The following is a 25,372-nucleotide window of genomic DNA, read 5'->3' as shown; positions in this document are numbered from 1 at the left end:
CTCACAGCTTTCAACCTCAGGAACGGCTAGCGACAGGCATGGCCACCCTGCTCCACCGCCACGTATCGGCCGGTTCAGAATTCGGGACTGCGCGATAGTACCATGGGCAGGCTGGACGCCATCACCCAGCGGGGCTATGGGCAAGGGGGACGAAGCGAGGAAAGCGCGATGGCAAAAGCGGAAGGGGAAGGAGAAAATGGCCGGCCCTGGCCAATCGGCACGCTCCCGGTCAGGTCAAGGAGCAAGATGACCATCCCTGGTCCGGGTCATCAGCTGACGAAAGCGGCGATGGCGTCGTAGGCGACCCGCTGCGCGAGCGCGTGCTCGGTCCAGTGACTAAGAACTTCACTATTGAAGCTAAGAGCATCCTGAGACATGGACATGCTATTTCTCCTGCTGGGTGGTGAGAAATAATCATGCCCCAGGCACTCCTGGCGCGCAAATTCGCGTCAAATTGTCGCATAACAGCAGAAAACACTGCAAAACCACGATGATGGCTCGAGAACACAAGGGCAAGTCAAGCGTCACCCGGGCGACCAGGGCCATGATCCAGAACATGACCGGGCCACCCTCGATGGTTTCGAGTGGCAAGCCGCTCTTCAGCGCCCGCCCCCAGCCGGCCGTGGGAATCAGGCGTGACCATGCCCCCGACACAGCGGACCACCAACAACACCCCACGGTGTCCATGGGGATACCACGATTCACCGGACTGACTTGTCGACCAGTATGAGACTCCTCTACGTGCACTGCCCCACAAGAATCGATGGGCAGCGACAAGGCGTTCCGGCATGGACGAGCACAAGCCACCTCCCCCAACATGCCCGGGGCGCGGATCTGCTCAATCCTCGAGATCCCCCTGACGGTAGCCGATCAGGTAGAGCACGGCGTCGAGCCCCAGGGTGGAGATCGACTGGCGTGCCTGGGCCCGCACCAGGGGCTTGGCCCGGAAGGCGATGCCGAGCCCGGCGGCGGCCAGCATCTTGAGGTCGTTGGCGCCATCGCCCACGGCGATGGTCTGCTCCATGGCCAGGCCCTCGCGGCGGGCGATCTCGTGGAGCAGCTCGGCCTTGCGGTCGGCATCGAGAATCGGCTCGCGCACCTCGCCGGTGACCCTGCCGTCCTCGATCAGCAGCTCGTTGGCATGGATCTCGTCGAAGCCGAGCTTCTCCTGCAGGTGGCGGGCGAAGTAGGTGAAGCCTCCGGAGAGGATCGCCGTACGATAGCCCAGCCGCTTCAGGTGGTGCATCAGCCGCTCGAGGCCATCCATCAGCGGCAGGGACTCGGCGATCTCGGCGAGCACCGACTCGTCCAGCCCCCTGAGCTTCGCCATGCGCTCGCGGAAGCTCTGCTGGAAGTCCAGCTCGCCGCGCATGGCCCGCTCGGTGACCGCCGCCACCTCGTCACCCACGCCGTGACGGCGGGCCAGCTCGTCGATCACCTCGGTCTGGATCAGGGTGGAGTCCATGTCGAAGCAGACCAGGCGTCGATGCCGACGCCAGATGGAATCCTCCTGGAGGGCGATGTCCACGCCGTGCATGGCACCCAGCGCCAGGGCCTTCTCGCGCAGGGCGTCGAGGTCGACCTCCTCGCCGCGCAGCCAGCACTCCACGCAGGCACCGTGCTCGGGCATGCCACCGTCCAGCGGCTCGCGGCCGGAGAGGCGGTGGATCAGCTCCACAGTCAGGCCGTGCTCGGCGGTCAGCGACCCCACCTCGGCGAGGATCCCGGCCGGCAGGTGGGGCGCCAGCAGGGTCAGGATCAGCCGCGGCTGGCTCGCCTGCACGCTCCAGCGCTGGTAGTCCTCGGCGCTCACCTGGATCGCCTGGATGTCCAGGCCCAGGGCGTCTCCCGTCGCGGCCAGGGCGCCCTCCAGGTCGCTCTCCCGGGCGAGCCCCACCAGGGCCTCCAGGGAGAGGATGCCGAAGGTCACGCTCTGGTTGATGTCCAGCAACCGGGCGCCGCTGGCCGCCAGCGCCTTGCCGAGGCCGGCCAGCTGGCCGGGGCGTGCCACACCGGTGGCGCGGATCAGTACGCGTCGTGTCATTCGGCAATCTCCAGCCGGTCCACCTTCTGCAGGCCGCGGGGCAGCTTGCTGCCGCGCCGGCCACGTTCGCCACGATAGTAGTCCAGATCGGCGGCCTTCAGTGTCAGGTGGCGCTTGCCGGCATGCACCACCAGTGCGGCGCCGGCGGGCAGCACCACCAGGTCGCGCACGAACTCCTCGCGGCGGGCGGCCCGGGCGCCGGGGATGTCGATCATCTTGTTGCCCTTGCCCTTGGCCATCTCGGGCAGCTGCGAGAGCTCGAAGACCAGCAGCCGCCCCTCGTTGGAGACCGCGGCCACGCAGGACCCCTCCTCGGCCGGCACTTCCAGCGGCGGCAGAACGTTGCAGCCCTTGGGCACGCTCAAGATCGCCTTGCCCGACTTGTTCTTGCCGATGAGCGCGTCGAGGGGCGCAATGAAGCCGTAGCCGCCGTCGGAGGCCAGCAGGAAGCGCCTGTCCGGCGGCGCCAGCATCAGGCCGGCCATGTGGGCCCCGGCCGCCACGTTGACCCGCCCCGTGACCGGCTCGCCCTGGCCCCGGGCGCTGGGCAGGTTATGGGCCGACAGGGTGTAGGCCCGCCCGGTGTCGTCCAGCAGCACCAGCGGCTGGTTGGTCTTGCCTCGGACGGCCAGCGCAAACCGGTCACCGGCCTTGTAGGAGAGGCCGGCAGGGTCGATCTCGTGGCCCTTGGCACTGCGGATCCAGCCCTTCTCGGAGAGCACCACGGTGACCGGGTCGGCGCCGACCAGCTCCACCTCGGAGAGCGCCCGGGCTTCCTCGCGCTCGACCAGCGGCGAGCGGCGGGTATCGCCGTGCGCCTCGGCGGCGGCGCGCAGCTCCTCCTCGATCAGGTCGGTGAGCTTGGCCTCGCTGCCCAGCAGCTCCTGCAGGCGCTTGCGCTCGGCCTCGAGCTCGTCCTGCTCGCCGCGGATCTTCATCTCCTCGAGCCTGGCCAGATGGCGCAGGCGCAGCTCAAGGATCGCCTCGGCCTGGCGGTCGGAGAGCCCGAAGGCCTCCATCAGCGCGGCCTTGGGCTCGTCCTCCTCGCGGATGATGCGGATCACCTCGTCGATGTTGAGGTAGGCGGCCAGCAGGCCCTCGAGGATATGCAGGCGGTCCTCGACCTTGCCCAGGCGGTGCTCGAGGCGCCTGCGCACCGTGGCGCGGCGGAAGCGCAGCCACTCGCCGAGCAGGTCGGGCAGCGCCATGACCCGCGGCCGGCCATCCAGGCCGATCACGTTCATGTTGACGCGGATGTTCTTCTCGAGGTCAGTGGTGGCGAAGAGGTGCGCCATCAATGCCTCGATGTCGACGCGGTTGGAGCGCGGCTCGATCACCAGCCGCGTCGGCTCCTCGTGGGTCGACTCGTCACGCAGGTCGGCCACCATGGGCAGCTTCTTGGCCTGCATCTGGGCGGCAATCTGCTCGAGCACCTTGGCCCCGCTCACCTGGTAGGGCAGCGCGGTGACCACCACGTTGCCCTCCTCGCGCACGTAGCGGCCACGCAGCTTCACCGAGCCGCGTCCGCTCTCGTAGAGCTTTCGCAGGTCGCTGCGCGGGGTGATGATCTCCGCCTCGGTGGGAAAGTCGGGCGCCGGCATGTGCGCGAGCAGGTCCGTGGTGGTGGCCTGGGGATGGCGCAACAGGTGGCAGGTGGCCTCGACCACCTCGTTCACGTTGTGGGGCGGAATGTCGGTGGCCATGCCCACGGCGATGCCGGTGCCGCCGTTGAGCAGCACGTGGGGCAGGCGCGCCGGCAGCACCACCGGCTCGTTCATGGTGCCGTCGAAGTTGGGGGTCCAGTCCACGGTGCCCTGGCCGAGCTCGGCGAGCAGCACCTCGGCGAACTTCGACAGCCGCGCCTCAGTGTAGCGCATGGCGGCGAAGGACTTGGGATCGTCGGGGCTGCCCCAGTTGCCCTGGCCGTCCACCAGCGGATAGCGGTAGCTGAAGGGCTGGGCCATCAGCACCATCGCCTCGTAGCAGGCGCTGTCCCCGTGGGGATGGAACTTGCCCAGCACGTCGCCGACGGTACGCGCCGACTTCTTGTACTTGGCGTTGGCACCCAGCGCCAACTCGCGCATGGCGTAGACGATGCGCCGCTGCACCGGCTTCATGCCGTCGCCGATATGCGGCAATGCCCGGTCGAGGATGACGTACATCGAGTAGTCGAGGTACGCCTTCTCGGTGTACTCGCGCAGCGAGAGGCGCTCGACGTCGCCCTCCGCCACCTGGATATCCATGGTCATAGCACGTTGACCTTATTCGCGATCGTGGAATCGTCGAGGGCTCACCCCTCTGCAACTAGGTGCCAGTGGCTTCGAATCGCGGCTGTTCCGGGGTCAGCTCTTCGGGGAGGCGCTGTGAACCCCCTCCCTGGGCGCTACCGATGCCATCCCTGGCATAGGACCTCCCCTCTGACATGCCCCCGGCGCCGCTCGCCCTTGGCGCTTTTGGCTTGTGGCTTGGCGCTATACCTCTATGTCAGCGAGGTTGCCGTAGTCCTCGAGCCAGCTCTTGCGGTCGCCGGCACGCTTCTTGGCCAGCAGCATGTCCATCATCTCCATGGTGCCGTCGCCGACCTCGCGGGTGAGCTGCACCAGGCGACGGGTCTCCGGCGCCATGGTGGTCTCGCGCAGCTGCAGCGGGCTCATCTCGCCCAGCCCCTTGAAGCGCTGCACGTTCACCGTGCCGCGCTTGCCCTCGAGCTTGCGCAGGATGGCCGCCTTCTCGCTCTCGTCCAGGGCATAGTGCACCTCCTTGCCCAGGTCGATGCGGTAGAGCGGCGGCATGGCCACAAAGACATGGCCGGCATCCACCAGCGCCGGGAAGTGGCGCACGAAGAGCGCGCACAGCAGCGTGGCGATATGCAGGCCGTCGGAGTCGGCATCGGCGAGGATGCAGATCTTGTGGTAGCGCAGCTTGGTGAGATCATCGCTGCCCGGGTCCATGCCCACGGCCACGGCGATGTCATGAACTTCCTGGGAGCCGTAGATGTCATGGGACTCCACCTCCCAGGTATTGAGTATCTTGCCGCGAAGCGGCAGGATCGCCTGGGTCTCGCGGTTGCGTGCCTGCTTGGCGCTGCCGCCGGCGCTGTCGCCCTCCACCAGGAAGAGCTCGCTGCCGGCCGGGTCCTGGCCCGAGCAGTCGGCGAGCTTGCCCGGCAGTGCCGGGCCCGAGGTGACCTTCTTGCGCGCCACCTTCTTCGAGCTCTTCTGTCGGCGCTGGGCGGCACTGATCACCAGTTCGGCCAGCGCCTCGCCCTGGTCGACATGGTGGTTGAGCCACAGCGAGAAGGCATCCTTGACCACGCCGGAGACGAAGCCCGCCACGGTGCGCGAGGAGAGTCGCTCCTTGGTCTGGCCGGCGAACTGCGGGTCGAGCATCTTCACCGAGAGCACGTAGGAGACGCGCTCCCAGAGGTCCTCGGCGGTGAGCTTGACGCCCCGGGGCAGCAGGCTGCGGTACTCGCAGAACTCGCGCAGGGCGTCGAGCAGGCCGGAGCGCAGGCCATTGACGTGGGTGCCGCCCTGGGTCGTGGGGATCAGGTTGACATAGCTCTCGAGCAGCGGCTCGCCGCCCTCGGGCAGCCACTGGATGGCCCAGTCCACGCCGTGCTCGTCATCGGCGAAATGGCCGATGAAGGGAGACGGGGGCAGCACCTCATAGCCGTCGGTGGCCTGGGCCAGGTAGTCGCGCAGGCCATCCGCGTACTGCCAGACGCTCTCGTTGCCGTCGGGCTCGACCAGGGTGACCGCCAGGCCCGGGCAGAGCACCGCCTTGGCGCGCAGCAGGTGCTTGAGCCGCGAGAGCGAGAGCCGCGGGCTATCGAAGTAGCTCTCCTCGGGCCAGAAGCGCACCACCGTGCCGCGGGCACGCTTGGGGGCGCTGCCGATCACCTGCAGGGGGGAAGCCTTGTCGCCATGCTCGAAGGCCATGCCGTGGCGGCTGCCATCACGCAGCACCTCGATCTCCAGGCGCTTCGACAGGGCGTTGACCACCGAGACCCCCACCCCGTGCAGGCCGCCGGAGAAGCGGTAGCTCGACTGGGAGAACTTACCCCCGGCGTGCAGCCGGGTCATGATCAGCTCGACCCCGGAGACGCCATGCTCGGGATGGAGGTCGATGGGCATGCCGCGGCCATCGTCCGAGACCTCGACACCGCCATCCTCGAACAGCCGTACGGTGATCTCCCCGGCATGGCCGGCCAGTGCCTCGTCCACGCTGTTGTCGATGACCTCCTGGACCAGGTGGTTGGGCCGGGAGGTGTCGGTATACATGCCGGGGCGCTTGCGCACCGGCTCGAGACCGGAGAGGACCTCGATGGAGCTGGCACTGTATTGCGTCATGCATCACCCAAAGTGGTTGCGATCGTTCGTGTCGCCCGGGATGCCGGCGCCCTCTGTCCCGGGGGCCTTGCTGCCGGACCAGCCTGGCGGCAGGCCATGGCCGCCATGGGCAAGGAGCGCCGGCAGGTAGTCGGCCAGCGCCGCGAGCCCATGATCCCCCTGCGGGTGCAGGATGGTCCTGGCGCCGCGATACAGGGCGAAGGCCTCGGCGGGGTCCAGGGTCTCGTCGGCGGTCCCCAGCAGCAGCAGATAGCGCTCGCCCGTGACCCGCTCGGGCGTCAGCGCCTCGAGCTCCTCGAGGTGCGCGGCGTCGATGGCGAAGCGCTCGCCGGTGTAGGCATTGTCGAAGCGCTCGCCGACCCAGTCCGCCACCAGCCCCGCCGGGGCCACCGCCGGGTTGATCAGCACCCCCGCCAGGTCGTACCGCTCGGCCACCAGGGTCGCCAGGAAGCCCCCCATGGAGCTGCCCGCCACCAGCGGCCGCGGCCCCAACCTGGCCAGCCGCGACTCGGCCAGCGCCAGGGCCGCTGCCGGGCGGTGCGGCAGCTGCGGCGTCGCGCAGGGCAGGCCGAGCCACGCGCAGGCCTGGCGCACCAGCGCCGCCTTGGGCGAGGCGCTGCCGCTGTTGAAGCCATGGAGGTAGAGGACCCCGCTGGCGGCCGGCAGGTGCCAGGCGGCACTCAGCATACCGCAACCCCTGTACATGCAGCCAGTGTCATCGCGAGCCGCGCTCCGCCGCCCACACGGCCTCGATCAGGCCCCGGGTGGACTCGTCCATGTCGGCGATGTCCGCCTGGTGCTCGAGGATCCGCTGGGTCTCGCCGGCGATCTTCTTGCCCAGCTCCACGCCCCACTGGTCGAAGGGATTGATGTCCCAGATGGTCGCCTGGACGAATACCTTGTGCTCGTAGAGGGCAACCAGCGCACCGAGGGTGGCTGGCGTCAGCCGGTCGAGCAGCAGGGTGCTGGAGGGCTGGTTGCCCCGGTAGCGCTTGTGCACCGGACGCGGGCCGTCCTCCTCGATGGCCTCGTCGCCGAGCATCAGCACCCGCGACTGGGCGAAGCAGTTGGCGAGCGTCAGGCGGTGCTGTCCCATCAGGTGGTCGCGGGTGGCGGGATCCTCCACGTCGTCGTAGCGCACCTTGGGGGCGATGAAGTCGCACTCCACGGCCTGGGTGCCCTGGTGGAGCAGCTGGTAGAAGGCATGCTGGGCATTGGGTCCCAGCTGGCCCCACAGCACCGGGCAGGTGGAGTAGCCGACCTCGTCCCCGTCATGGGTCACCGACTTGCCGTTGGATTCCATCTCCAGCTGCTCGAGGTAGGCGGCGAAGAACTCCAGGCGACCATCGTAGGGCAGGATCGAGTGGGCGCGGATGTCGAGGAAGTTGACGTTCCAGATCCCAGCCAGGGCCAGCAGCACCGGCAGGTTGTCGGAAAGCGGCGCCTCGCTGAAGTGGCGATCCATGGCATGGGCCCCGGCGAGCAGCTCACGGAAGTGGTCCATGCCCACCACCAGGGCGATGGGCAGGCCGATGGCGCCCCACAGCGAGTAGCGGCCCCCCACCCACTCCCAGAACTCCAGCTGGTGCTCCTCGGCGATGCCCCATTCGTTCATCTTCTCGGGGCTCGCCGAGACGCCGATGAAGTGCTGGCGCATCACGAGGTCGGCGTCGACGCCCTCCTCGCGGTGCTCGCCCATCAGCCGGGCCATCAGCCAGTCCCGCGCGGTGCGCGCATTGGAGAGGGTATCGATGGTGGTGAAGGACTTCGACGAGAGCACGAACAGCGTGGTCTCGGGATTGAGCCGTGCCAGGTAGTCGGCCAGCTGGGAGCCGTCCATGGTCGAGGCGAAGTGCACGTCGATGGTGTGCACCCCCTCCGGCCGATAGTCGGCCAGGGCATGGGTGACCATCAGCGGGCCCAGGTCGGAGCCGCCGACCCCCAGGTTGACCACGTCACGGATCGCCCGGCCGGTGGCGCCCCGCCACTGGCCGGCGTGGAAGCGCTCGACCATGGTGGCCATGCGTTCGAGGGTGGCGTGCACCGAGGGCACCAGGTCCTCGCCCTCCACCACCAGGCTGGCCTCCGGCGGCAGCCTCAGCGCGGTATGCAGGGCCGGCCGGTCCTCGCTGCGGTTGACCCGCTCCCCGGCCAGCAGGGCGCGGATTGCCTCCGGCACCTCGGCCTCCCGGGCCAGGTCGAGCAGCCGCTCGAGGGTCTCGTCACGCCAGCGCTGCTTGGAGAGATCCAGGGTCAGCCCCGCCGCCCGGCGGGTAAGGGCCGCGTGGCGCCCCGGCGCGCCGGTGAACAGCTCGCTCAGGTGGGTGGTACGCATCTCGCGGGCGTGCGCGGCCAGGGCCTGCCAGGCATGGCGCTGGTCGATCGTGGGGTGTGTCATGGCTTCCTCCTTGACGTCCTGTCGTGCAGCCGGCGTGGGCGAGGCGTAGAATATCGCCCCTTTCCCACGAAATCCGGCCAGTTCCATGAGTGACGCATCTTACCGTGACGCGATCTTTTCGACACCCCTGGACCGGGTGGCGCGCTTTTCGTTCGACGAGAAGGTCGTCGCCTGCTTTCCCGACATGATCCGCCGCTCGGTGCCGGGCTACGGCCAGATACTGGGCATGCTGGGGCTGATCGCCGCCCGCCACCTGCGCCATGGTGCGCGGGTCTACGACCTGGGCTGCTCGCTGGGCGCCACCGGCCTGGCGCTGGCCGGGACGCTGCCGCCGGACGCCTTCCGCTACACCGGGGTGGACCTCTCCCCGGCCATGGTAACGCGGGCCCGGAAGACCCTGGCCGCGGAGTGCCCCGACCACGTCATGGAGGTGCTCGAGGGCGATATCCGCACCCTGGACTACGCCCCCGCCGGCATGATCGTGCTCAACTTCACCCTCCAGTTCCTCGCCCCCGGGGACCGCGACGCGGTGATCCAGCGGCTGTTCCAGGCCTTGGAGCCCGGCGGCGTGCTGGTGCTCTCGGAGAAGGTCAAGGCCGCCGACGAGCAGGAGAACGCCTGGCTGGTGGAGCGCTACCACGACTTCAAGCGCGCCAACGGCTACAGCGAGATGGAGATCAGCCAGAAGCGCACCGCCCTCGAGAACGTGCTGGTGCCGGACACCCTGGCGGGCCACCACGAGCGCCTGGCCGGGGCCGGCTTTCCCCGCGCCCACACCTGGTTCCAGTTCCTCAATTTTGCTTCGCTGATCGCCTTCAAGGACGCCTGACATGCCGATCGCGCCCGAGCACCGCGCCATCTACCGGGCCTTCCTCGACCAGGGGCTGGACGCCTGGCTGGCCCGCCTCCCCGACCAGCTGGCCCGCGGCCTGGACCGACAGCGCTTCGGCGACCTGCCGGCCTGGGAGAAGGCCGTGGCCAAGCTGCCCGCCCTGCCCGACGACAGGCAGGTATGCCTGGACGCCGACACCGTCAGCGTCGAGGTCGACCTCGCCGAGGGCCAGCGCCGCCAGTGCCACAATCTGCTGGCCAAGCTCGCCCCCTGGCGCAAGGGGCCCTACCGGCTCGGTGACATTCACATCGACACCGAGTGGCGCTCCGACTGGAAGTGGCAGCGCGTGGCGCCGCACCTGGCGCCGCTGGCCGGTCGCCGCGTGCTGGACGTGGGCGGCGGCAACGGCTACCACGCCTGGCGCATGGCAGGTCAAGGGGCGGACTTCGTGCTGGTGATCGACCCCTCGCCGCGCTTCTTCTGGCAGTTCCGGGCGGTGCGCCACTTCGTCGGCGATGCCGATGGCGGGCGTACCCACTTCCTGCCGGTGGGCATCGAGGAGGTGCCCGAAGGGCTCGCCTTCTTCGACACGGTCTTCTCCATGGGCGTGCTTTACCACCGCCCCTCACCCTTGGAGCATATCCAGCAGCTCAGGGAGGCCCTGCGCCCCGGCGGCGAGCTGGTACTGGAGACCCTGGTAGTGGAGGGCGACGACACCACGGTGCTGCTCCCCGGAGAGCGCTATGCCGCCATGCCCAACGTCTACTTCCTGCCGTCGTCGGCCGCGCTCTGCCGGTGGCTCGAACGCTGCGGCCTGGAGAACGTGCGCGTGGTGGACGAGGCGGTGACCACCACGGATGAGCAGCGCGCCACCGAGTGGATGACCTTCCAGTCGCTTGCCGACTTCCTCGATCCCGGGGACCCGAGCCGGACCCGCGAGGGCTGCCCCGCCCCGCGCCGCGCGGTGGTCATCGCCAACCGACCGGTCTGAGCTACGCGGCGCGATCGATGGGGCCGGCTCTCAGACGCTATCGTCGGCCATGCCGGCCACATCACGGCGCACGGCCGCCAGCCCATGGTCGGAGATGAGCCCGCGCGCCCGGGCATGTTCCGCGATCAGTACGCTGTCGGCTGCCAGCACCAGGTCGCAGCGGGTGTGGCGTATCTGGTCGCGCAACAGCTGGATGTCACGCTGGCGCTCCACCCCCCGGTCCACGCGACGGATATAGATCGCCTCGACGCGTCCGGGGTGGGCCTTGACGATGCGGGTGTAGACTTCGGGGTCGTGCTGCCCGCTGTCGCCGACCAGGATGCAGGGCACCCCCTCGAACAGCGCCAGCATGTGGCTGATCAGTCGCTGCTTGTGATCCTCGGCCCGACGCGGCCAGGGGTGGCGCACCGAGATGCCCCACTCGCGCAGGAAGAGGATCGGCCCGACCGGGATGCGATTGATCTGGAAGAAGGCCTCCAGCATCTCGTAGATCGCCCAGGGCCCCCGGGACACGTAGAGAATGGGTCGCTCCCCCCGGTCATCCGCACCGCGGTGCAGCGCCTGGTAGAGCGATGCCACCCCGGGAAAGGCCGTACGCCGGTGGGGCTTCTCGATGAACAGCCGGTAGAGCATCCGCAGCCTGTCGGCCACGCCGGTGTACATCACGGTATCGTCGATGTCGCTGATCACCAGCAGGTCGATCTCCTGGGCCGGGATATAGACCTCCACGCTGGCGCGCACCGGCGTCTCGTTATCGGCCGTGACCCACAGCTCGGCATGGTGCCAGGAACGGTCGCGTGGCAGTGATGAGACGAGCGGCAGGTGGGCATCGAAGTAGCCATCGCGGTCGGTGGTCACGGCTAGATGGCTGTCGCCCAGATGGATCCTGACAGTGGCATCCGCCACACCACGACGGGCGATGCGACGGACCACGTCGGCCAGGTCGCGCAGGAAGCCGCGGCGCGGCACCAGCCTGCCCAGCGGCGACTGACGAAACACGCGGCCGGTGAGGAAGGCTTCTCGTCGCGAGCCATAGCCTCGATAGGGGGTAATCGTCAGGCCGCCGTGACCATGATCAGGCTTCATCGGCCTGGCCACCACCCCCACCAGCCGCTTCACGAACAGGGAGAGGTGTCGAAGCGCCTGCTTCATCCTCGAGCCCCCGTCCGGTGACCAGGACGAGACTTGCCATTCATGGATGCACGCTCCTGGCCATGTCGATGATTCCCAGCCTAGTACCGGCCCCGTGGTTCCCGCACGACCTTCGTCTTCGATGGCGCTAACTGCCGGCAGGGAAGGCGTAGCGCTGTCACCGATGGAGCAGGCCTATCGCCTCAGGATCACCAGCCAGCGCCCCAGGTTGAGGATGCTGGCCAAGGAGGCCGCCACATAGGTGAAGGCGCAGGCGGTGAGCACGTGGCGGGCACCGGCCAGGTCGCGGGGCGGGATATACTCCTTGAGCAGCGGCAAGGCACGCTGGAAGCTGGCATCAAACTCCACCGGCAGGGTCACCAGGTGCACCAGGGCGGCGGTGCCGAAGCTGATCACCGCGGCGGCCACCACGATGGCCAGGCCGCCCGGCAGGCGGGTCAGCACGAACAGGAAGGGCGCGGCCATCATCAGCAGCGCACCGACCTTCTCGGCCTTCTGCGCCACCGCCACCAGCCGCGAGCGCGCCAGCAGTGGTGCGTAGCCCTGCTGGTGCTGGATGGCATGCCCCACCTCGTGGGCCGCCACCGTCACCGCGGTGAGCGAGCGGCCCTCGTAGTTTTCCCGGGAGAGGCGCACGCGACGCGCCTCGGGGTCGTAGTGGTCGCCTTGATCGGTCATCTCGACCCTGACCCCCTCTAGCCCCAGCCGCCGGATCAGGTGGTCGGCCAGCTCGCCCCCGGTCCCGGGATACTCGTCGCGCCCGCGTGCATGGCGCGCCAGCACCCACTTCGCCCAGAGGTTGGGCAGCAGGAAGATGGCCAGCAGCAGCACGATTGCCAGGACGATGATCATCGGGGCAGGCTCCGGGGAGGGGTCAGGTCATTGGACCTACCCTAACAGAGCATGGTTCTTTCGGGACCTAGTCAGGCGGGGCTTACTCGGGGACAGCTCTATGAGGGGGCGCTGTGAATACCTCCCTGTACGCTACCGATGCCATCCCTGGCATAGGACCCCCTCTACGAGCTGTCCCCGGCGCCCCTCACCTTGCGGCATGCGTGCTTATTTCAACAGCTCGCGCAGGTCCCTGGCCTCCCAGTGGGGGAAATACTTGCGCACCAGGGCGTTGAGCTCCAGCTCGAAGCCGGCCCAGTCCACCTCGCCCGCTGGCCGGTCACCCGAATCGGCGACGCCGCGGATCATCCCCGCGCCCACGGTGACGTTAGAGAGCCGGTCGATGACGATGAAGCTGCCAGTGCCGGGGCTGGTGCCGTAGTCGTCCAGCGCCACCTCGGCGGTCAGCTCGACACGGCAGCGGGCGATGGCGTTGAGCTCGAGGTGCTCGGCCGGGTGGCGCTCCAGGCTGTTGACGTCCACCTGGTGGAGGATCTCGCCGACCTGCCCCGACACGGAGCGCCCGGCCAGGCGGATATCGACTTGGCGACCGGGGGCGAGCGCCTCGTCCCTGACCCCCTCTAGCCCCAGCCGCCGGATCAGGTGGTCGGCCAGCTCGCCCCCGGTCCCGGGATACTCGTCGCGCCCGCGTGCATGGCGCGCCAGCACCCACTTCGCCCAGAGGTTGGGCAGCAGGAAGATGGCCAGCAGCAGCACGATTGCCAGGACGATGATCATCGGGGCAGGCTCCGGGGAGGGGTCAGGTCATTGGACCTACCCTAACAGAGCATGGTTCTTTCGGGACCTAGTCAGGCGGGGCTTACTCGGGGACAGCTCTATGAGGGGGCGCTGTGAATACCTCCCTGTACGCTACCGATGCCATCCCTGGCATAGGACCCCCTCTACGAGCTGTCCCCGGCGCCCCTCACCTTGCGGCATGCGTGCTTATTTCAACAGCTCGCGCAGGTCCCTGGCCTCCCAGTGGGGGAAATACTTGCGCACCAGGGCGTTGAGCTCCAGCTCGAAGCCGGCCCAGTCCACCTCGCCCGCTGGCCGGTCACCCGAATCGGCGACGCCGCGGATCATCCCCGCGCCCACGGTGACGTTAGAGAGCCGGTCGATGACGATGAAGCTGCCAGTGCCGGGGCTGGTGCCGTAGTCGTCCAGCGCCACCTCGGCGGTCAGCTCGACACGGCAGCGGGCGATGGCGTTGAGCTCGAGGTGCTCGGCCGGGTGGCGCTCCAGGCTGTTGACGTCCACCTGGTGGAGGATCTCGCCGACCTGCCCCGACACGGAGCGCCCGGCCAGGCGGATATCGACTTGGCGACCGGGGGCGAGCGCCTCGTCATGCATCCAGACGATGTCGGCCTCGAAGGCATCGGCCATGGCCACCTCGGCGTCGGCGGCAACGATCCAGTCGCCCCGGGAGATGTCGATCTCGTCCGCCAGGGTCACGGTGATCGCCTGCCCCGGCCAGGCGGCTTCCAGGTCGCCGTCGAAGGTGACGATGCGTTCGACCGTCGAGACCCGCCCGGAGGGCAGCACCTTGATCGCCTGGCCCGGGCGCAGGATGCCGGCCTCGAGAGTGCCGGCATAGCCCCGGAAGTCCAGGTCGGGTCGGTTGACGACCTGCACCGGCAGGCGCAGGTCGGTCAGGTTGCGATCGCGGCTGACCTCGATGCCCTCGAGCAGCTCGAGCAGCGGCGGGCCGGGTTCTCCATCGACCGAGTACCAGGGCATGCGCTCGCTGCGGTTGACCACGTTGTCGCCCTCGAGCGCCGAGAGCGGCACGAAGTGGATGTCGGGCGCGGCCAGCTGCCCGGCGAAGTCGCGATAGTCGGCGACGATCTCCTCGAAGCGCGCCTGGTCGAAGCCCACCAGGTCCATCTTGTTGACCGCGATTACCAGGTGCTGGATGCCCAGCAGGTCGGCGATAAAGCTGTGCCGCCTGGTTTGCGTCTGCACGCCATAGCGGGCATCGATCAGGATGATCGCCAGGCTCGCCGTGGAGGCACCGGTCGCCATGTTGCGGGTGTACTGCTCGTGGCCTGGGGTGTCGGCGATGATGAACTTGCGCTTGTCGGTGGAGAAGAAGCGGTAGGCCACGTCGATGGTGATGCCCTGCTCCCGCTCGGACTGCAGGCCATCGACCAGCAGCGCGAGGTCCACCGCCTCGCCGGTGGTGCCGCTCTTCTTCGAGGCCTGGGTGATCGCCGCGAGCTGGTCATCGAAGATCATCTTAGAGTCGTGCAGCAGCCGGCCGATCAGGGTCGACTTGCCGTCGTCGACGCTGCCGCAGGTGATGAAGCGCAGCAGGTCCTTGTTCTCGTGCTCGTGCAGGTACTGGTCGATGTTCTCTGCGATCAGGGTCGATTGGTGTGACATCAGAAATAGCCCTCGCGCTTCTTCTTCTCCATGGAGCCGGCCTGGTCGTGGTCGATGGCGCGGCCGCTGCGCTCGCTGGTGCGGGTCAGCAGCATCTCCTGGATGATCTCGGGCAGGGTGTCCGCCCGCGACTCCACGGCGCCGGTCAGCGGGTAGCAGCCGAGGGTACGGAAGCGCACCCACTTCTCCTCGGGCACCTCGCCCTCGGCCAGCGGCATCCGCTCGTCGTCGACCATGGTCAGCATGCCGTCGCGCTCCACCACCGGACGCGGTGCGGCGTAGTAGAGCGGCACGATGGGAATGCCCTCGAGGTGGATGTACTGCCAGATGTCCAGCTCGGTCCAGTTGGAGAGCGGGAAGGCACGGATCGACTCGCCCTTGTTGACCCGGGCGTTGTAGAGGTTCCACAGCTCCGGGCGCTGGTTCTTGGGATCCCAGCGGTGGTGACGGTCGCGGAAGGAGAACACCCGCTCCTTGGCACGGCTGGCCTCCTCGTCGCGACGCGCCCCGCCGAAGGCGGCATCGAAGCCGTACTTGTCCAGCGCCTGCTTCAGCGACTGGGTTTTCATCACGTCGGTATAGCCGCTCGAGCCATGGTCGAAGGGGTTGATGCCGGCGGCACGCCCCTCCTCGTTGATGTGCTCGATCAGCTCCATGCCGGATTCCGCGGCCATGCGATCGCGGAACTCGATCATCTCGCGGAACTTCCAGGTGGTGTTGACATGCATCAGCGGGAAGGGCGGCGGCCCGGGATAGAAGGCCTTGCGCGCCAGGTGCAGCATCACCGAGGAGTCCTTGCCGATGGAGTAGAGCATCACCGGGTTGGCGAACTCCGCCACCACCTCGCGGATGATGTGGATCGACTCGGCCTCGAGCTGCTGGAGGTGGGTCTGCCGCTGGCGCGACGGGACCAGGTCGGCGGCGGCCTCGACGGCGCTCTCGCGTGACGGTGCGTGAAGACTGCTCATAGCCCGGCTACCTCGCATGACGTTGGGCGGGTGAGATCATGCGAGACAGGGTAACGCCGGGCCAATAATAACCCAAAAGAATTAATAACTATCTTTTTATAGCCAATACGGCTATTTGCCACTCACGGGTCGACGCGCTCCACCCAGGTCTCCAGCGTGCCGTCCCGAAGCTCGATGAGGCGATAGCCCGGACGCGAGGCCTCGTCGAGGGCGAAGGTCGAGGAGCCGGGCAGGAACTGGTCGGTGGTGGCGGGGCAGCCATAGGCCGCCACCTCGCCGTCGCCCAGGGCACGGGCGCCGTGGAAGGCCTGGTGGACATGGCCGAAGAGCACCGCGCGGACCTGGGGATGGTGAGCAACGACCCGCCAGAAGGCCTCGCCGTCGGCCAGGCCGATCTCGTCGAGCCAGGCCGAGCCGACGGGCAGCGGCGGATGATGCATCACCAGCAGCGTCGGCCGGTCGTCGGCCGCGAGACGCTCGTCCAGGGTAGCCAGGGCCGACTCGCCCAGCTCGCCGCCGGGCCGGCCGCTGACGTGGGTATCCAGCAGCAGCGCCCGCCAGTTGCCCAGGTCCAGCTCGTCGTGCAGCGCGCGACACTCGGCCATCAGCGCCGGCTGGTCGTGGTTGCCGGGGAGCCAGAACCAGGGCGCGTCGAGCCGTGACAGCGCCTGCTCTGCCAGCCGGTAAGAGGCCGCCGTCTCGTCATCGCTGACGTCGCCGGTGACCAGCACCAGCTCCGGCCGCTCCCGGTTCACCACCTCGACCACGGCCTCCAGCTGGCGCAGCGGGAAGCCCGCCCGGGCACGGGCCGCGGGGTCGGCCTGCAGGTGGCAGTCGGTGAGCTGGACCAGTCGCATCAGTACCGCATCCTCATCAGGGCAGTTGGGGCAGGTCGAGGGAGTGGCCATGGGCCAGGCCATGGTCGAGCCACTCGCCGAGGAAGCGGTTGAGCTGCAGCTTCTCGTCGGGCTGGTGCATCCGCGAGTTGGGATAGCGGTAGCGGCCATCGAAGTGACGCTGGCGCTGGAAGTCGGTGACCTCGGCCATGCGCACGTCGTGGTAGAGGTGAACGCGCATGCGCGGGGTGTCGATCACCGTATCGAGCACCCCGCGCTGGGAGACGCGCACGATGCTGGTATAGGGCGCGCGCTCCTGAAGCTTGAGGCACAGGGCTCCCAGGCGACGGCCATGGTTGTGCAGCTCGACCTCGCGGGTCTCGCCGACCTCCAGGTCGCCCAGCAGCCGGGTCAGCCGGATGAAGTTGGCGGTGCACTCGCCCTGCAGGGTCTTCAGGTCGGTGACATAGGCGTTTCTCGGCACGCTACCTCCTTGCTCGCAACGATGCGCGTTCGCCGGCCAGCCAGTGGAAGGCGATCAGGCACATGGCATTGTCGAGTCGACCGGCCTGCAGGAGTTCCCAGGCTCGGGTAAACGGCAGCACGTGCACGCGGATGTCCTCGTGCTCCTCGTCGAGGCCATGCACCCCGCCGAGGCCACGGCTGTCGACCAGGCCGCAGAACAGGGTGACCCGCTCGTCGCAGGCCCCGGGGCTCGGGTAGTAGGTGTGCAGCTCGATCAGCTCGCCCACCTCGCAGCCGGCCTCCTCCATGGTCTCGCGGCGCGCCACCTCGGCGACACTCTCGCCGCGCTCGACGAGCCCCGCCACCACCTCCAGCTTCCAGGGGGAGTCGGGGTCGTCGAGGGCGCCGGCACGGAACTGCTCGACCAGCACCACGGTGTCGCGCTCCACGTCGTAGAGCAGCACCCCCACGGCATCGTGGCGGTGGTGCACCTCGCGCACCACCCTGCCGCTCCAGCCGCCCTCGAAGAGGCGGTGGCGCAGGTGGAGCTCCTCCAGCCGAAAGAAGCCCTGATGCAAGCAGCGACGCTCGGCCAGGTCCACGTCGGCAGCCGTGAAGGGCGCCGCGAGGGACAGGTCCTGCTCGTCTGCGGGCGGGCGGGTCTCGCTCATGCCGGTCTCCGGGTCGCGCAAAGGCCCCATTATCGGGACCCGGGGCAGGAATGCCAACCGCCCTGCCCTTCGGCCAACCTCAGAGATGCTGGAGCAGCGCCCTGGCCTTCTCGCGCAGCGCCTCGTCGGAGGCCCGGCGGGCCTTCCGGGCCTGGCCTTCCACGGCGCGGCGGGCATGCTCGAGGGCTTCGCCGCGGCGCTCCTCGTCGTCGAGGAAGGCCGCATAATAGTAGTTGACGTCGATGCCCTGCGGGCGGATCGCCAGGGCACGGCGGAACATCTGGTCGGCGGTCTCGGCATCGCCGAAGGCCACCGGCCAGCCCGGCGCGCGGTGATAGAGTGCTCCCAGGGTCACCCAGGCGGAGCCGTTGTGACCTTCGGGGTCGAGCTCGATGGCACGCTCCAGCAGCCGGCGCGCTTCCTTGGCCGAGCCCAGCGCCGCAAGCCCTCCGGCCTCACGGGCATGGGAGGCGAGGATGATCCCCCGCCAGACCAGTACCCGGCTCTGCTGCGGATGGGACTCGGCGAGGCTCTCGCTCTCCTCCGCCAGCGACTCGAGTGCGGCCTCGCGGCGCTCCGGGGCCACCTCGGTGGTGATCCGCTCCCAGCGATGGCGCAGGGAGAAGAGCTCGTCCTCCCATTCCAGGGCCTGGGCCAGGACCTGGGAAAGCGGGGCGGCGGCCAGCGCCAGGCAGAAGGCGACAGCGAACGGTTTGCGTCGCAGCATGGGGCATCTCCTTGTCACGATGTTGTTATGGTCGTAGGACACCCGTAATGTAACGAACGTTTGAATCAATCGCCAGTTGCCCCTCCCCCGGCTTGGCGCCTCTCGGTCGATGGCGTATGTTGCTCCCTCGACAGCAGGAGGAGCCGACGGGATGAAGGGCCGCAACATGACGCGCTGGCGGGATCCCGCCAAGGACCCGCGCCAGGAACCCAAGAGCAACCTGATCACCGCCGAGGGGGCCGAACGGCTGCGCGGCATCCTCGACCACCTCTCGCGGGTCAAGCGCCCCGCCCTCTCCACCAAGGTGGGCGAGGCGGCGGCGCTGGGCGACCGCAGCGAGAATGCCGACTACACCTACAACAAGAAGGAGCTCAACCGGGTCATCGCGCGCATCCGCTACCTGACCAAGCGCCTCGACGAGCTCACCGTGGTGGACCGTCTGCCGGCGGACACCGGCAAGGTCTTCTTCGGTGCCTTCGTCACCCTGGAGGACGAGGCAGGCGAGGAGATGCATATTCGCCTGGTTGGCCACGACGAGACCGACACCACGAAACGCTGGATCAGCGTCGACGCGCCGCTGGCGAAGGCCCTGCTCGGCCGGGCGCTGGAAGACGAGGTGACGGTGGCCGCCCCGGGCGGCGAGACCACCTACGTGATCACCGAGATCGTTTATCGCGACCCGCAGGCTTGATCAGCCCTTCACGGCCCGATAGACCCGGAAACGTCGATCGTCGGCCAGGACCTCGAAGGCGCCGAAGGCGCGCTCCAGCAGGTCCGGGTAGGGCAGGAAGGCATTGGCCACCAGGATCAGCTGGCCGCCGGGGTGCAGGTGGTCGGGTGCCTCGAGGATCAGCCGCCCCGCCGGACCATAGTCGATCGCCCGTTCCTGGTGGAAGGGCGGGTTGCTGACGATGGCGTCGTAGCGACGTTCCCCCAGTGCCGTATAGACATCGCTCGGCAGGACCTCGCCCTCGAGGTCGTTGGCTGCCAGGGTGCGCCGGGTCGCTTCCACCGCGAAGTGGCCCACATCCACCGCCGTGACCCGCGCCCCGCGCCGGGCCAGCCAGGCCGCCAGGATGCCGTCGCCGCAGCCTACATCAAGAACCTCGCCCCCCTCCGCCAGGCGTGCCGGTAACTGTTCCAGCAGCAGCCGGGTACCTTCATCCAGCTTGCCGTGGCCGAACACGCCCGGGTGGCTGACCAGCCGAATGCCCGCCGCCTCGAAGGTGGTCCAGGCCTCGTCCGGGTCGATGCCCACCCGATCCAGACGGGTCGCGTAGAGACCGCAGCGGCGGGCGCTGTCCAGCTTGCGACACCCGAGCCCCAGGGCCGCCAGCGCCTTGAGGACTCGCTTGATGCCGCCCTGGTTCTCGCCCACCAGCTGCAGCGGGGTCCCCGGCGGCAGGTGGGCACAGAGCCACAGCAGCCACCACTCCCCCAGGGCATGGCTCTTGGGCCAGAACAGCACCGCCCCCGGCGGGGCCGGCGCGACACCCTCGAAGGGTGAGTGCGCCCCCCGCCCCCTGGCCCGCCAGTCGGCGAGCACGGCCTCGTCGGCGGAGAGCAGCCTCCCCTCCCCGACCTCCAGCCAGGCATCTCGGGGCGGCGCCACCCAGAGCCAGCCGCGGTAGTCGCTGCCCTGGCGTTCCAGCAGCTGGCAGACGGGGGTTTCGGCACTCATGCGGTGGCCTCCTCGAGCGGGCGTTCCAGGGTATAGAGCAGGTAGCGGCCCAGCCGCCAGTGGGGATCGACGCGGCAATAGCGCTGTTCCAGCGCCAGCAGTCGCTCCCGGTCGGCATCGCTCTCTGGCGGTTGGCGCAGGTAGTCGGCAAAGACCCGGATGCCCGCCACCTCGCGGATCCTGAGGCCATTCTCGGCACTCCAGGCCGCGACCTGACCATGGGTCAGCGGCGAGATCGGCGTCAGCCGCTTGCGCAGTCCCTTGCCCTCGAGCCGGTCGGCCAGGACCTTCTCCAGGTTGCCCTTGACCACGTTGGAGAGCCGGAGGGCATCGCGGTTGAACACCATCAGCGAGAGCTGACCGCCCGGCGCCAGCAGGCCGGCCAGGGTGGCGAGGGCCCCGCGCGGGTCCGCCAGCCACTCCAGCACGGCATGGCAGGCAACCAGCGGCCAGGGGCCGGGCGCCAGCTCCGGCAGCGCCTGGAGCGGTGCCTGCAGTAGGTTGACCTCATGCCCCGCCAGCGATTCCCGAGCCCGTGCCAGCATCTCCCCGGAGGGCTCGGCCAGGGTCACGGCGTGGCCGCGTGCAGCAAACCAGCCGGCCAGCTGACCCAGTCCGCCCCCCACGTCGAGCAGCGGCTGGCCGTGCAGGTCGAGCATTTCAGGCAGCAGGCGGTCCAGCAAGGCCAGGCGCAGCTCGCCGCGGGCCCCGCCGTAGAGGCTCGCGGCGAACTTGTCGGCCAGCCCGTCGAAGTGACGATCGCCAGCCGGTGAAAGAGGGAAAGCGGGGTCTGACATGCTGGCCACCGGTCGCGGGTTTGCCGCGCATTCTACCCGGGAATCCCGCCGGACTCATGGCCTGCGGCAAGGACACGGGCCGTGGCGGGTTTATCTTGGCGGTTCAGGCGCTTATAATGCGCCTCGTCGCGCCCCCATAGCTCAGCTGGATAGAGCGTCCCCCTCCTAAGGGGAAGGTCTCAGGTTCGAATCCTGATGGGGGCGCCAGCGAAATCAATACATTATGAACAAATTGCTCGTTTTCGGACTTGCCAGAAACGCTTCCGCCCCCACGCACGCCCCCACACTCTGCAAGGTATGGCCGACCATCCAGCCACCCTGTCCTGTAAGAACGAAAGCAAAGCGACCGTGAAGCCCGGCTAACGTTCCCCTCACGCGCCCGCAAAAAAGCCCCGCGGGTGCGGGGCCTATCTCGGTCGCGTGGATCATGGCCGGGTTTTCGGCGTGTCCCTCACCGACTCTAGAGCTTCATGCGCAGCCCAAACGTTGCCCTTCAACTTGATGATTCGGACCTTGTTATAATCGAAAACGTTAATATCCAGTGGGACCACTCGGTAACGCTCGCCTGTCGCCCCGCAGCCGCTCACGGCCTCGTTGACGTTGTGTGATATGTACTGCATTTGCTCATGAATCGCGGCCTTCGTCGTGCAAACGATATGGCCCTTTTTCAAGTACCAGTCACTAGCCCATGTGGTGGGGGCTGCCAGCAGCGCCCCCAGTGTCAACCAGGCAATCATCCTTCGCATACTATCCCCTCCATCCGGTTTGCCTAATTCAGGTTAGCCCAGGCGTGGGGGTTGCGCTCATACCCGGTTCAACTCAGCATCGCGGCACCGGATGGCGTGTTTCGGCGTTGTCTATGGGCACTAGGCGAGCGCCACCAGCCATCTTGGGTTTGCCTGCGGCCTCCCACTCGACGCGACCAATGGAAACGAAGGCAGGGCGACAGCCGTGCCTACGGTGATAGCGGTCGACATACTGACGCATTAGCCAAACCACGTCGGCGACAGAAATGCCTTCTTCGGTGCTGTGCGGGTCTGTCATTGTGTTATCCCCCCGTGTCGTGTCTTGTGACAATCCCTCGACCCGGTATCGCACAACCCGGCAGCTTGCGGAACCCCCGCACCTGTAAAGCCTAAATCCCGCCAGTAGTTGACACGGCAAGGGCCTGAATCCCGGATTTTCCCCGATTCGGAGCGTGCCAGAGTCAACCGTCGGTTGACTGCTGAATCCCGGAAAAACCGGGATTCGGCACCTAGCGCTGTAAACTTAAGACTGATATCGGAGTTGTCCCGGAAAATTTCCCGAACTCTCTTTGCCCACGCTCCGCGCTTCTCGTGGGCAACGGAACCCCCAGGAAGGACCCGCGACCTCAGACGGGCAGGGTTAGCCAGGGCTGGGGGTGCCGGGTAACCAACCCGGCGGGTTTCGCCGGGTATCCGCCGCCTATCGTCCGAGTAACGTCCGCCTATCGTCCGGGTTGTCCGGGTTGCACCGTTTGCCGGGTTTGCCGCCCCCCCTATAAGGGGCGGCAACCCGGCGGCACCCCGGACGGCATAACGGCAGGTCAGGAGGAGTGCAGTAAGTTCACCGTTTCGCCATCGTCTTCGGCGAAGATCCACCCCAGCTTGGCTAAACTGTCCAGGGCTTCCGGTACCCGGCGGCGGTCTACGCCTTCCTTATCCAGCTCTCGGCGCAACGTTTCCAGGGCTACCCGGCAACCGCCCTCCCCGCTTTCCACGTCATCCGGGAAGGCGACCAGATTCTCCAGGATCTCCAACACGCGACGGGGGTGCTTCCCCTTCGGCCGTTTCGGTGCCCCTACCCGAGCTTCGGTCGGCTCGGGTGCGCAGGACCAAACCGGCTTCCCGTCGTCATCCGTCAAAGGCAGTTCGATAGGCGCCAGCCGGAAGGCCCGGCGGCCGGGCGTGTCGGCGTCCTTCATCTTGGTGGCCTCGAGGGTCACCAGGCCGGCGGGGGCCTTGGTTACCCGGTACTCGGCATCCACGGCACCACGCAACGCCGTAGAGCCGCGGGCACCCCGTGCGGCGTCCTTGCCGCTGTGGTGGACCACCAAAACGGTTGAGCGCCAGCGATGCCGCAAGGCGTCCAGGTTGTTGACGAAAGTCCCGATATCCGTAGCGCTGTTCTCGTCACCTCCAAAGCAACGCGCCAGGGTGTCCACCACGATAAGGGCGGGGTTCTGCCCGGTCTCCGTGGCCAGGCCATCCACGACCCGCAGCACTTCGGCGGCGCTGTCCTTGTCATCCAACGGGGCGGCCCGCTTTGAAGCGTACAACCCACCCTCTGCCAGGCTAGCCCCACGGTGAAGCTCCCACGCCTTGAGGCGGCGGGAAAGCCCGTTGTGTCCCTCCCCGGCGATATAGAACACGGCCCCCGGCTTGGTCTCCGCCCCGTGCCAGGGCGTCCCCGTGGCGATACTGGCGGCCAGGTCGATGGCCAGGAAAGACTTTCCGTGCCCGGGCTCCCCATAGACCAGCGCCAGGGAATCGGCCTCCAGATAACCCCGGACCAGCCACGACACCGGCTGCAGATTGGCGACCAGCTCCCCGGCATGGACGAACCCGAACGCTCCCCGATGGCGCTTGCGGTCGTCCTCCAGGGGGGCATCGTCGCCGCCCGGGTCCTCCGGGTCGCCTTCATCGTCGAACGCCTCCAGGGCGTCACTCCGCAGGCTGTCGCGCCAGCGATCCTGATTGAACTCGGTCAGGGTGCGCCCGTCCTCCGTGGTCATCATGGCGCCCACGGCCCGAAGGGCGGCGGCCCGGTCGCCGTCGTGTTCCCAGAACGTCAGCAGGTCGAAGGCGTCCCCCCACTCCGGCAGGCCGGCGGCCCGGTCGCTTTCGTGGGCGGTATGCCAGCGGGTACCGTCCTTGGTGATAGTCACGCCCGGGGTGCCGGACTCGGACAGCGGCGACAGCCAGCGGGTGCTGTGCTGCCGGTAGCCGTGGGCTTCCAGCACCAGCGGTAACGGGTGGGCGTCGTTATACGCACCGATGGGGCTAGCCTGCCCGGTTGCCTGCCGTTCTCGCAGCTTGGCGCCTGCCTCCGCCTGCCTCCGCTCCAGGTCCTCCCGTCGCTTGGCTTCGGCCTTGTCATGGGCTGCCAACTCGGCAGCGAAGGTCTTCGCCCAGTCAAACCCGAGAAACGCCAGCTCGTCCTCCCCGGAAGTCGCGGCGTAGAACTCCCCGCGGTTGGGCAGATAACAAAGCTGACTGGCGCGTTCGCTGGCCCGGTCGGGGGTGATCCCCAGCACCGCGAGCCGGTCATTCAAGATACGCTGGCAAGCCTCGACACGGCTGCCCGGGCAGACGGAGGCCAGGGGAATCAACAGCCGGGCCTTCGGGTTGTCCTCCGTGGCGCTGGCGCTGGTATAGCCCAGCACGGTAGCGCCAAGGTCAGCGGCCAGACAATCGGCGGCGTCTTGCAACTCCGGCGGGTTGTGGTCCAGGTCCGCCCACAAGGCGTAGAACCGCCCATGCTGGCGCTGATCCTCCGCGCCGCGGCTCAGGTACTCGGAGAAAATAGCCCAACGTGCGTGGGCCTTGTCGACCCGCTGGGGGTGATTCATCAAGGCCACCACCCCGGCGCCCGTGATGGTCTCCAGAGCACGCGGGGCGTGCTTGTTGTCGGGGCTGTGATACTGGCCCACGCCCGAGCAAAAACGCGCCTCGAGGAAGGTACGGGGCAGCCCCAGGGCCTCGGGGTCGATGGCCGGCGATGGGCGAAGGCGAACCACGGTCGCGGTCATGCGGCGCCCTCCGTATTGGTGGCGGCAAGGATACGCGCGATCCTCCGGCGATCCACAGCGGTGGGGATATACACGCCACGCCATGACGATTCCCCGTCGATGGTCATACAAGGGATACGCTCACACGGCAGCGCCAGCCGATAGGCCCGGCGAAGCGTGCCGATGAAGTGGGGCCCATTGGTAGCCGGGGCGGTGGGGTCGGCATCCTCACGGCTCACCGGACCGCGTGCCAGGGCCTCCAGCAGACGGCGCTGCCGGGACGTAGGGGGTGCAATGGCGGCCATTGCTGGTCCTCCAGGTTCGAAGGCACCAGCACGGCTAGGGGGGCGCCTGCCCGGGCTGGCGGGGGTTCAACTCCAGGTTGAACGGCTGCCGGTCATGGGTTAGGCTTCAGTCATCCCGTGGCCAGT

20 protein-coding genes and 1 tRNA gene are annotated in these 25,372 nt (G+C 68.1%); 4 read left to right on the top strand and 17 right to left on the bottom strand.

What is annotated here, in order from left to right:
* Positions 1-838: 838 nt before the first annotated feature.
* From serB to pgi, 5 genes are all read right to left on the bottom strand, one after another.
* Positions 839-2,044: a phosphoserine phosphatase SerB gene (gene serB / locus P8934_RS04720; RefSeq protein WP_278033166.1), complete on the bottom strand. Its 1,206-nt coding sequence runs from the start codon at positions 2,042-2,044 to the stop codon at positions 839-841.
* Positions 2,041-4,293 carry a DNA topoisomerase IV subunit A gene (gene parC, locus P8934_RS04715; protein WP_278033165.1) on the bottom strand — a complete coding sequence of 751 codons (2,253 nt, stop codon included), beginning with the start codon at positions 4,291-4,293 and terminating at the stop codon, positions 2,041-2,043. The genes serB and parC overlap by 4 nt, the downstream gene beginning before the upstream one ends.
* Positions 4,294-4,515: 222 nt before the next feature.
* On the bottom strand, positions 4,516-6,396 hold the full coding sequence (gene parE, locus P8934_RS04710) for a DNA topoisomerase IV subunit B (protein ID WP_278033164.1): 1,881 nt from the start codon (positions 6,394-6,396) through the stop codon (positions 4,516-4,518).
* A 3-nt stretch (positions 6,397-6,399) separates the two neighbouring features.
* Positions 6,400-7,083: a YqiA/YcfP family alpha/beta fold hydrolase gene (locus P8934_RS04705; RefSeq protein WP_278033163.1), complete on the bottom strand. Its 684-nt coding sequence runs from the start codon at positions 7,081-7,083 to the stop codon at positions 6,400-6,402.
* 28 nt (positions 7,084-7,111) lie between these two features.
* Complete coding sequence (gene pgi, locus P8934_RS04700; RefSeq protein ID WP_278033162.1) at positions 7,112-8,794, bottom strand: glucose-6-phosphate isomerase; 1,683 nt, start codon at positions 8,792-8,794, stop codon at positions 7,112-7,114.
* An 85-nt stretch (positions 8,795-8,879) separates the two neighbouring features.
* Between pgi and cmoA the strand changes: the two genes are divergently transcribed.
* Positions 8,880-9,623 (top strand): carboxy-S-adenosyl-L-methionine synthase CmoA, encoded by a 744-nt coding sequence (cmoA, locus tag P8934_RS04695; protein ID WP_278033161.1) that lies wholly within the window; start codon positions 8,880-8,882, stop codon positions 9,621-9,623.
* Position 9,624: 1 nt separating this feature from the next.
* Positions 9,625-10,617 (top strand): tRNA 5-methoxyuridine(34)/uridine 5-oxyacetic acid(34) synthase CmoB, encoded by a 993-nt coding sequence (cmoB, locus tag P8934_RS04690; RefSeq protein WP_278033160.1) that lies wholly within the window; start codon positions 9,625-9,627, stop codon positions 10,615-10,617.
* A gap of 30 nt (positions 10,618-10,647) precedes the next feature.
* Here cmoB and P8934_RS04685 read toward each other — a convergent pair whose 3' ends face one another.
* From P8934_RS04685 to P8934_RS04645, 9 genes are all read right to left on the bottom strand, one after another.
* The gene (locus P8934_RS04685) at positions 10,648-11,769 is read right to left on the bottom strand and encodes a phosphatase domain-containing protein (RefSeq protein ID WP_278033159.1); all 1,122 of its coding nucleotides are present in this window, start codon (positions 11,767-11,769) and stop codon (positions 10,648-10,650) included.
* A 174-nt stretch (positions 11,770-11,943) separates the two neighbouring features.
* On the bottom strand, positions 11,944-12,618 hold the full coding sequence (locus tag P8934_RS04680) for a zinc metallopeptidase (protein ID WP_347403459.1): 675 nt from the start codon (positions 12,616-12,618) through the stop codon (positions 11,944-11,946).
* A 210-nt stretch (positions 12,619-12,828) separates the two neighbouring features.
* Positions 12,829-13,395 carry a hypothetical protein gene (locus P8934_RS04675; RefSeq protein ID WP_347403458.1) on the bottom strand — a complete coding sequence of 189 codons (567 nt, stop codon included), beginning with the start codon at positions 13,393-13,395 and terminating at the stop codon, positions 12,829-12,831.
* A gap of 210 nt (positions 13,396-13,605) precedes the next feature.
* Positions 13,606-15,045: a sulfate adenylyltransferase subunit CysN gene (cysN, locus tag P8934_RS04670; RefSeq protein WP_278033157.1), complete on the bottom strand. Its 1,440-nt coding sequence runs from the start codon at positions 15,043-15,045 to the stop codon at positions 13,606-13,608.
* A complete protein-coding gene (gene cysD / locus P8934_RS04665; RefSeq protein ID WP_278033156.1) occupies positions 15,045-16,013 on the bottom strand; it encodes a sulfate adenylyltransferase subunit CysD in 969 nt (322 codons plus the stop codon). Before cysD ends, cysN begins: the two co-directional genes overlap by 1 nt.
* Positions 16,014-16,135: 122 nt before the next feature.
* Positions 16,136-16,870: a phosphodiesterase gene (locus P8934_RS04660; RefSeq protein WP_278033155.1), complete on the bottom strand. Its 735-nt coding sequence runs from the start codon at positions 16,868-16,870 to the stop codon at positions 16,136-16,138.
* Between the two features lie 16 nt (positions 16,871-16,886).
* The gene (locus tag P8934_RS04655; protein WP_133637410.1) at positions 16,887-17,333 is read right to left on the bottom strand and encodes a DUF1249 domain-containing protein; all 447 of its coding nucleotides are present in this window, start codon (positions 17,331-17,333) and stop codon (positions 16,887-16,889) included.
* 1 nt (position 17,334) lies between these two features.
* Entirely contained in the window at positions 17,335-17,985 is a 651-nt protein-coding gene (locus P8934_RS04650) for an NUDIX domain-containing protein (protein WP_278033154.1), read from the bottom strand.
* A gap of 79 nt (positions 17,986-18,064) precedes the next feature.
* The gene (locus P8934_RS04645) at positions 18,065-18,712 is read right to left on the bottom strand and encodes a TRAP transporter TatT component family protein (RefSeq protein WP_278033153.1); all 648 of its coding nucleotides are present in this window, start codon (positions 18,710-18,712) and stop codon (positions 18,065-18,067) included.
* A gap of 151 nt (positions 18,713-18,863) precedes the next feature.
* Here P8934_RS04645 and greB point away from each other — a divergent pair, with 151 nt between their 5' ends.
* Positions 18,864-19,403: a transcription elongation factor GreB gene (gene greB, locus P8934_RS04640; protein WP_278033152.1), complete on the top strand. Its 540-nt coding sequence runs from the start codon at positions 18,864-18,866 to the stop codon at positions 19,401-19,403.
* Here greB and P8934_RS04635 read toward each other — a convergent pair whose 3' ends face one another.
* Both P8934_RS04635 and P8934_RS04630 read right to left on the bottom strand, forming a co-directional pair.
* On the bottom strand, positions 19,404-20,393 hold the full coding sequence (locus P8934_RS04635) for a class I SAM-dependent methyltransferase (protein ID WP_278033151.1): 990 nt from the start codon (positions 20,391-20,393) through the stop codon (positions 19,404-19,406).
* Complete coding sequence (locus P8934_RS04630) at positions 20,390-21,190, bottom strand: methyltransferase domain-containing protein (protein WP_278033150.1); 801 nt, start codon at positions 21,188-21,190, stop codon at positions 20,390-20,392. The genes P8934_RS04635 and P8934_RS04630 overlap by 4 nt, the downstream gene beginning before the upstream one ends.
* Positions 21,191-21,320: 130 nt before the next feature.
* On the opposite strand from P8934_RS04630, the gene P8934_RS04625 reads away from it, so the two are divergent.
* A tRNA-Arg gene (locus P8934_RS04625) sits at positions 21,321-21,397 on the top strand.
* Between the two features lie 1,360 nt (positions 21,398-22,757).
* Here the strand turns inward: P8934_RS04625 and P8934_RS04620 are convergent.
* On the bottom strand, positions 22,758-24,962 hold the full coding sequence (locus tag P8934_RS04620; RefSeq protein ID WP_278033149.1) for a helicase RepA family protein: 2,205 nt from the start codon (positions 24,960-24,962) through the stop codon (positions 22,758-22,760).
* Positions 24,963-25,372 lie beyond the last annotated feature (410 nt).

It is taken from the genome of Halomonas sp. CKK8 (assembly GCF_029625235.1).
GTDB classification, from domain to species: Bacteria; Pseudomonadota; Gammaproteobacteria; order Pseudomonadales; family Halomonadaceae; genus Halomonas; species Halomonas ventosae.
Note: the sequence above shows the minus strand (reverse complement) of the source record. Positions and strands in the feature narration are given on the sequence as shown.